Source organism: Streptomyces swartbergensis (assembly GCF_002148965.1).
Taxonomy (GTDB): Bacteria; Actinomycetota; Actinomycetes; order Streptomycetales; family Streptomycetaceae; genus Streptomyces; species Streptomyces swartbergensis.
Map to the genome: position 1 here is coordinate 1 of NZ_NGFN01000435.1, position 6,470 is coordinate 6,470.

Here is a 6,470-nt window from a genome sequence, read left to right on the forward strand (position 1 = left end):
GGGCCCTGGCCCGGATGCGTCGTCCCTCTCCGGGGAAGCGCCCTCCCGGCCCGCCCCCGGAGCGGCGGCAGGCGCGGACTCCGCCCGGGCAGGCCCCGCCGCATGCTCTGGCAGGAACCTTCCGGCCGCCGTCCCCGGCTCGGCAGGGACCTGTCGCTCCGCACCCCTGGGCGGCCTCTCGGCAACCAGCGCCTGCGCGCCGGCCGCTTCCTCCTCGGACCGGACGCCCGACCCGGCAGCCTCGGTCTCCTCGGGGCCAAGCCCGGCAGCCTCAGTCTCCTCGGGACTCACGCCCGCCTCGACGGCGTCCTCGGGCAGCTCACCGGGCCCGACCACATCCGTCGGCTCAACCGGCGGAGCCACCCGCGCAGCCCCCGGCCCACGCCCCAACGCGCGCCGACGGCCGCCGGACGGGCCGCCGATGGGCGGTGGGGAAGCGTTCGAGGTCATGGCCCCCGCAGGCTACCGCTACCGCCCGCGCAGCCGTCGTACGAGGATGCTGGCGTCCCCGCGGGTCTCCAGGTCGGCGAGGACCACGGCGACCGCCTCGCGGACGATACGGCCGCGGTCGACGGCCAGGCCGTGCTCGCCGCGGAGCACGAGGCGGGCGTGCTCCAGGTCCATGAGCTCCTCGGCCGACACGTACACCGTGATCTTCTCGTCGTGCCGCTCACGGCCGCTGGGACGGCGCGCGGCGGGCCGCCCGCGCTTGCGGGGTGCCGCCGCGGCGGCACCGGCCGCACCCGCGGCAGAACCTTCCTGCGGCGCCTGCCGCCGGGCGGAGCCGCCGCGCTCGGCGGCCGCCGCACGGCTGCGGGACTCCCCGGCCTCGGCCGGCTCCGCGTCCGCCGCGACATGCTCCGCGCCCTCGCCGTCGCCGCCCTGCGCGGGCACCGACTGCGGCACGTCCTCCGCGGCCGTTGCCGCCGCCGCGTCGCCCTCCCCCGCCGGAGCGGGCACCCGGGCGTCGCCGTTGGCCTGACGCCTGGGCTGGGACGACTGAAGCGCCATCCCCCCTGTCGTACGGAAGAGTTCGTCGGCCCCCGGCAGACTCACTCGGCGTGACACCGGGCGAGCACCTCCCTGGCGAGCTGGCGGTAGGCGGCGGCACCGACGGAGTTGGAGGCGTACGTGGTGATCGGCTCACCGGCGACCGTGGTCTCCGGGAAGCGGACCGTGCGCCCGATGACCGTGTGGTAGACGTGGTCGTCGAACGCCTCGACGACACGCGCGAGCACCTCACGGCTGTGCACCGTGCGCGAGTCGTACATCGTGGCGAGGATCCCGTCGAGCTCCAGCTCGGGGTTGAGCCGCTCCTGGACCTTCTCGATGGTCTCGGTCAGCAGGGCCACACCGCGCAGCGCGAAGAACTCGCACTCCAGCGGCACGATCACCTTGTGCGCGGCCGTCAGGGCGTTGACCGTGAGCAGGCCGAGCGAGGGCTGACAGTCGATGACGATGAAGTCGTAGTCGTCCAGCAGCGGCTTCAGGGCGCGTTGCAGGGTCGACTCGCGGGCGACCTCGGAGACCAGCTGGACCTCGGCCGCCGACAGGTCGATGTTGCTGGGCAGCAGGTCCATGTTGGGGACCGCCGTCTTCAGCAGCACCTCGTCGGCCGCCATCCCCCGCTCCATGAGCAGGTTGTAGACGGTGAGGTCGAGTTCCATCGGGTTGACGCCGAGTCCGACCGACAGCGCGCCCTGCGGGTCGAAGTCCACGAGCAGGACACGGCGTCCGTACTCCGCGAGCGCGGCACCCAGGTTGATGGTCGACGTGGTCTTGCCGACGCCGCCCTTCTGGTTGCACATCGCGATGATCTTCGCGGGTCCGTGGTCGGTCAGCGGGCCCGGGATCGGGAAGTACGGCAGCGGGCGCCCGGTCGGGCCGATGCGCTCCCGGCGCTGTCTGGCCGCGTCGGGCGCGAGAGTGGCCGCGTACTCGGGGTCGGGCTCGTACTCCGCGTCGGGGTCGTAGAAGTGCCCCTCGGGCAGTTCGTCGTAGTCGGCGAAGTGGTTGTGGGGCGCGCCACTTCCGTCGCCGGCCATGGCGTTCACGTGATGGCCATCCATCTTCTGGTGTGCTGTGTGAGTCGCCTGCTGACTCTGGTGGGCTGCGAAGGTGCGCACAGCGACGGAGCCGACAGCAGCGAACCCCGCGGGACCCTGGCCCCGTGCAGGCATTCCTGGTTGACCACCCCCGGGAGTAAATGTCGACTCATTCACAAGTCGTCTTACCTCCTTGGTGACCAGGAAACTTCTAGACAGGTCAGCGTGGCACCATGCCGACGGTTGGCGACTCTATGGCGTGTCGGGCGTCCGCAGCAACACAATCCGCCGGACCCGGCCCGATGTGTCGGCAATGAAACATCCCGCTGTCAAGGGCGTACGGCCGTCGCACGGCAGGTTTCACCGGTGTGCGAATCGGTTGAAGGGTTACGTTCGAGGCGAGTTGCCCGAGAATCGCGAAGTGACCATACACACATCCGGCCGGACCTTGTCGGGCAAGGTCCGGCCGGGTGCGCGGCGTTGACGACCTGTGTTGACGTATCGCCTTTGCCGGTTGGTGACTTAGCCGACTTACCGGCCTCCGAGGGCCGGTGAGCAGCTCAGCCGAGCAGCGAGGACAGCTCGACGTGCTCCACGCCGTGCGCCTCGGCGACCTCCTTGTAAACGACCTTGCCGTCATGGGTGTTGAGACCCTTGGCCAGCGCCGGGTCGCGGCGCAGGGCGTCCGCCCAGCCGTGGTCGGCGAGCTCCACGATGTAGGGCAGCGTGGCATTGGTCAGCGCGTAGGTGGAGGTGTTCGGCACCGCGCCGGGCATGTTGGCGACGCAGTAGAAGACCGAGTTGTGGACCTGGAAGGTCGGCTCGGCGTGGGTGGTCGGACGGGAGTCCTCGAAGCAGCCGCCCTGGTCGATCGCGATGTCGACAAGGACACTTCCGGGCTTCATTCGCGAGACGAGCTCGTTGGTGACCAGCTTGGGGGCCTTGGCACCGGGGACCAGGACGGCACCGATGACGAGGTCGGCCTCCAGGCAGGCCTTCTCCAGCTCCAGGGCGTTGGAGACGACGGTCTGGATCTTCGTGCCGAAGATCTTGTCCGCCTCGCGGAGCTTGTTCACGTCCTTGTCGAGCAGGGTCACGTGGAAGCCCAGCCCGATGGCGATCTGCGCCGCCTGCCAGCCGGAGACGCCGCCGCCGATGACGACGGCCCGGCCGGCCAGGACGCCGGGGACGCCGCCGGGCAGCACGCCGCGGCCGCCGTTGGCGCGCATCAGGTGGTAGGCGCCGACCTGCGGGGCCAGCCGGCCCGCGACCTCGGACATCGGGGCGAGCAGCGGCAGCGCGCGGCTGGGCAGCTCGACCGTCTCGTAGGCGATCGCCGTGGTGCCGGACTCCAGCAGGGCGTCCGTGCACTCCTTGGAGGCGGCCAGGTGCAGGTAGGTGAAGAGCGTCTGGTCCTTGCGGAGGCGGTGGTACTCCTCGGCGATGGGCTCCTTGACCTTCAGCAGCAGGTCGGCGGAGGCCCACACCTCGTCCGCCGTGTCCAGGATCTGCGCCCCGGCACCGACGTACTCGTCGTCCGTGATCGAGGAGCCGACGCCGGCGCCGCGCTCGATGACGACCTGATGGCCATGACGCACCAGCTCGTGCACGCCGGCGGGGGTGATGGCCACCCGGAACTCGTTGTTCTTGACCTCGCGGGGGATGCCGACCTTCACGTCGATCACGGTCCTTGGCTCAGAGGGTATGGGGGTATTACTAGACATACCCGGGCACGCACGGGCACACCGGGAGAGACCGCAGGAGAACGTGCGGCAGAGCCAGTCTAATGAAGGTGTTCCCGCTGTCTAGCCTTTCATTGCATCAATCTTCAGCGGATGTGCTACGGATTTCGCAGGCGTCAGGTTCCGGTTTCCGGGGTGAGTCACCGTTCGAGGCCGCTACGGGCTCTTCCTCGTCCTCCTGGTGCTCGCCGAGAAGCCGCTCGGCGGCGCCCCGGTGCAGCCGGGCCGACGCGGGGTCGCCGAGGTGCTCGAGGGTGTCGGCGACCCGCAGGTGCAGCGCGGCCTGCAACCGCGTGTCCTCGGCCCGCCGCGCCCATTCCACGGCCTCCCGGCAGGTGCGCAGCGACTCCTCGGGCCGGCCGGCGTACTCCTGGACCCGCGCCAACTCGCTCAGCGCCCGCGCCTGGGCGGCCACGTCGCCGTTCTTGCGGTGCCCGGCGATCGCCGCCCGCCAGTTGCGCAGGGCCTCGCCGTAGCGGCCCGCGTAGGTGTGGGCGGCGGCGATCCGCCCGTACAGCCGGGCGGCGTCGGCACGCTCGTCCCGGGCGAGCCGCTCGACCAGGGCCCGGCCGAACCAGTCGGCGGCCCGGTCGAAGTCGCCGAGCTCCAGATGCGCGCCGCCTACGGATTCCATCGCGCGGCCGGTCGCATACGGATCGTTCACCTCGCGTCCGGCGTCCAGCGCGGCCCGGTAGCGGGCCAGCGCGTCGGCCGTGCGGCCGGTCCGGGCGTCGAGGTCGCCGAGGTTGAGCAGGGCGGCGGCCCGCTCGCGGGGCAGGTTCCGCCGCTCGGCCACGTCGAGGACCAGGCGGTGGATGCCGTACAGGTCGGGCGCGGCCGCCTGGGTGCCGACATGCGCCACCATGGCCCGCACCAGCTGGGACATCAGCCGCCGGGCCAGGGTGTCCAGCTGCCCGTCGGCGACCGCGAGCCGGGCCGAGGCCAGCAGGGCGGGCCGGGTCACGCGCAGCCACTCGGCGGCCGCCCGGGGCGTGGAAAAACGCAGGGCACCCGGCAGGTCGAGGAGCTTCTGGCGTGCCTGGGGGCTGTCGGTCTCGGTGATCGCCCGGCAGGCCTGGAGCAGTCGTACGGTCCGCTCCAGCATGCGGGCGCGGGCCAGCTGGAGCTCGGCCGGGCGCTCGTGGCGCTCGGCGAGGACGCGGAGCTCGGCGTGCAGACAGCCCGGCACCTCGTACTGCGGCAGCGGCGAGTCCACCGCGTGCAGGAAGCCCAGGGCGACGAAGTCGTCCAGGGTGGTGCGGGCGCCGGCGACCGAGCAGCCGGCGAGGGCGGAGGCGGTCTGCGGGTCGACGAGTCCGGCCGGGGCGAGGGCGAGCAGGCGCAGCATCCGGGCGGCGGTGGCGGGCAGGGCGGCGTAGGCGAGCCGGAAGACCCGGTTCAGCGCGTTCCCCTCGGCGTCTTCGGCGCGCAGTTGCTTGGCGAGGTCGGAAACGGCCGCCTGCGGGCGGGCGGCGAGCCAGCCGCCGGCCAGCATCAGCGCGGCCGGCTGGCCCTGGCACTCCTCGGCGAGGCCCTCGGCGGCCCGGGGGTCGACGGTGACGCGGACCGAGCCGGTGTGCCGGGACAGCAGCTCCACCCCGGACTTGGCGTCCAGGCCGCCCAGGGTGCACGGGCGGACGTCCGAGATGCCGGTCAGCGGCCCCCCGGAGACCGCGACGACCAGGCACTCGGGGGTGTCGGGCAGCAGGGCGTCGACCTGCTCGGCGTGGGCCGCGTCGTCCAGCAGCAGCAGCGCCCGGCGGTCGGCCATGGCGGTGCGCAGGGCGTCGGTCAGGTCGTCTTCGCAGGCGCCGGCCGGGGCCTCCTGGTCCAGGGCGGCGAGCAGGTCCCGGGCGGTTCGCTCGACCGGTACGGGGGTGCCGTCGGGGTCGCTCAGGCGGGCGCGCAGCACCCCGTCCGGGTAACGGTCCGCGACCTGCCGTGCGAGCTCCTCGGCGAGTGCGGTGCGCCCCGAGCCGGGCCGGCCGGCGATGAGCAGCACGCGCGCGTGGGGGGGCTTGCGGCCGGCGAGGGTGTCGAGTCCGGTGCGCTCGATGTCGGCGCGCAGTTCCTTCAACTCGCGTGTGCGGCCCAGGAATCGGCTCTCCCCGGAAGCGTGTCCGGTCAGCCGCACGTCGCCTGTCTCCACGACCTGATCCGTCACGGGCCACACTCCCGTCCCACCACACACAAGCCCGCCGGGACTCCGGTCCGGGCGTGAACAGAGCCTAGTTCACGCTCTGCAACGCCCCGGCCGAAGCACGACGGGCACGGCGGGTACGTCCCCCGATCGGATCAGCCGATCGTCACACCACGACCGGAGCTGCTCGCAGGCACCCGTCGGCGGGCCCTCCTGCCCTGGGGTGACCGGCCCCTGCGGCGGGTGGGCGGGGGTGCTGCGCCGCCCGGAGCGACGGGGCGCTGGCCCCGCCCTCCGCGAGCTCACCGCTTCGCTCGCGCGGAGGCGCCAGGGCCGGTCATGCGGACAGCGCGTCCGGCGGCCGGATCCGCCGCCCGGTCAGAATCGGCCACCCGGCCCTGGCCCACCGTCCGGTCCTGGATCACTGTCCGGCCCTGGCCCACCGTCGGGCCCTGGCCCACCGTCCGGTCCTGGATCACYGTCCGGCCCTGGCCCACCGTCGGGCCCTGGCCCACCGTCCGGTCCTGGATCACCGTCCGGCCC

General features: G+C 72.9%; 5 protein-coding genes. All 5 read right to left on the minus strand.

Annotated features, from left to right (window positions below; all coding sequences use genetic code 11):
- Positions 1-468: 468 nt before the first annotated feature.
- Complete coding sequence (locus CA983_RS39110; RefSeq protein ID WP_086605456.1) at positions 469-1,068, minus strand: hypothetical protein; 600 nt, start codon at positions 1,066-1,068, stop codon at positions 469-471.
- Positions 1,053-2,180 carry a ParA family protein gene (locus CA983_RS39115; protein ID WP_078602950.1) on the minus strand — a complete coding sequence of 376 codons (1,128 nt, stop codon included), beginning with the start codon at positions 2,178-2,180 and terminating at the stop codon, positions 1,053-1,055. Before CA983_RS39115 ends, CA983_RS39110 begins: the two co-directional genes overlap by 16 nt.
- Before the next feature lie 425 nt (positions 2,181-2,605).
- Positions 2,606-3,730 carry an alanine dehydrogenase gene (ald, locus tag CA983_RS39120; protein ID WP_208637134.1) on the minus strand — a complete coding sequence of 375 codons (1,125 nt, stop codon included), beginning with the start codon at positions 3,728-3,730 and terminating at the stop codon, positions 2,606-2,608.
- A gap of 136 nt (positions 3,731-3,866) precedes the next feature.
- On the minus strand, positions 3,867-5,951 hold the full coding sequence (locus CA983_RS39125; RefSeq protein WP_086605457.1) for a tetratricopeptide repeat protein: 2,085 nt from the start codon (positions 5,949-5,951) through the stop codon (positions 3,867-3,869).
- A gap of 278 nt (positions 5,952-6,229) precedes the next feature.
- A partial coding sequence (locus tag CA983_RS47370; RefSeq protein ID WP_208637135.1) for a hypothetical protein occupies positions 6,230-6,470 on the minus strand: 241 nt, incomplete at its 5' end.

Bases quoted from the DNA above. Each gene is read 5' to 3' on its own strand.
- CA983_RS39115 (WP_078602950.1), bottom strand. From the start codon at position 2,180: ATGCCTGCACGGGGCCAGGGTCCCGCGGGGTTCGCTGCTGTCGGCTCC.